The sequence below is a fragment of the Aquabacterium commune genome, from assembly GCF_004362855.1.
GTDB lineage: Bacteria > Pseudomonadota > Gammaproteobacteria > Burkholderiales > Burkholderiaceae_C > Aquabacterium > Aquabacterium commune.
Genome location: NZ_SNXW01000039.1, coordinates 1 through 1,181, shown reverse-complemented (window position 1 = coordinate 1,181; position 1,181 = coordinate 1). Strand labels below are relative to the sequence as shown.

At 57.7% G+C, this 1,181-nt stretch carries 1 protein-coding gene; it reads right to left on the bottom strand.

Going from position 1 to position 1,181, the window contains the following annotated elements; translation table 11 throughout:
- Positions 1-136 precede the first annotated feature (136 nt).
- Positions 137-1,129, bottom strand: coding sequence for an IS5 family transposase (locus tag EV672_RS18630; RefSeq protein WP_114655019.1), 993 nt, complete (start codon positions 1,127-1,129; stop codon positions 137-139).
- Positions 1,130-1,181: the final 52 nt, after the last annotated feature.

Sequence of the window (1,181 nt, the reverse complement as noted above, 5' to 3'; positions counted from 1 at the left end):
GGATGGTCTGCACAACCACCGCTGACGCGGCGACCGCCTGCTGTTATTTCAGATGACGACAAATTTTTGCATTCAAAGGGCAGATTCGGAGCGTATTGAGCCCCATTCACGGCCCCTTGGCCGTTTTTGGGCGCACTCATCCCTGCGCCCCCATATTCAAGAGTCGTTTACGCACCATCCACAGGTTGGACAGCGCAAACAGCGTCACCAGATTAGCTGTGTTCTTGGCCAGCCCCCGGTACTTGACCTTGACGTAGCCAAACTGCCGCTTGATGACCCGAAACGGGTGTTCCACCTTGGCGCGAATGCTGGCTTTGATTTTTTCCAACTGCTCCAGGATGGCACCCATTGGCGTGCTCTTGTCCATAGCCTTTCGCTTGCCCGGCATCATGGCGATATGCCAATTCACTCCAGGGTGCTTGGTCTGAATTTCTTCGCGCTTTTCAACACCCCGGTAGCCCGAATCGGCAAAGACGTCGGTTTCTTGCCCGTGCAACAACGCGTGCGCCTGGGTAATGTCGTGTGCGTTGGCCGCCGTGGTGGTCACGCTGTGCACCAGCCCCAAATCGGCATCCGAGCCGATGTGCGCCTTCATGCCGTGGTGCCACTGGTTGCCCTTTTTGGTCTGGTGCATCTCGGGGTCGCGCGTGCCAGTGCTGTTCTTGGTCGAACTCGGCGCGGCAATCAACGTCGCATCCACGACCGTGCCTTGCTTGAGCAGCAAACCCTTGGCGGTGAGGGTGGCGTTGACGGTCGCCAAGATTTGCAAGCTCAGATCGTGCGCTTCAAGCAAATGGCGAAACCGCAAGATGGTGCTTTCGTCGGGAAGATGGTCCTCCCCCATGTCCAGTCGGGCAAACTCACGGAACATCGGCGTGTCGTACAGCGCCTCTTCCATGGCCGGGTCAGACAAGTTGAACCACTGCTGCAAAAAGTGGATGCGCAGCATTGTTTCCACCGCAAACGGTGGACGCCCACCTTTGGCACCACGCGCTGGCGCATGCGGAGCAATCAAGCCCACCAGCTCAGCCCAAGGCACCACCAGGTTCATCTCGTCGAGGAACTCACGCTTGCGCGTCCTCTTGGTCTTGCGTTCAAATCCAGTGGTGCTCAGGCTCATCTGCTTCATGCTGATACTGTCTCACATTCAGGGCTGCATGCGAAGGTTTTGCAGACCTTCC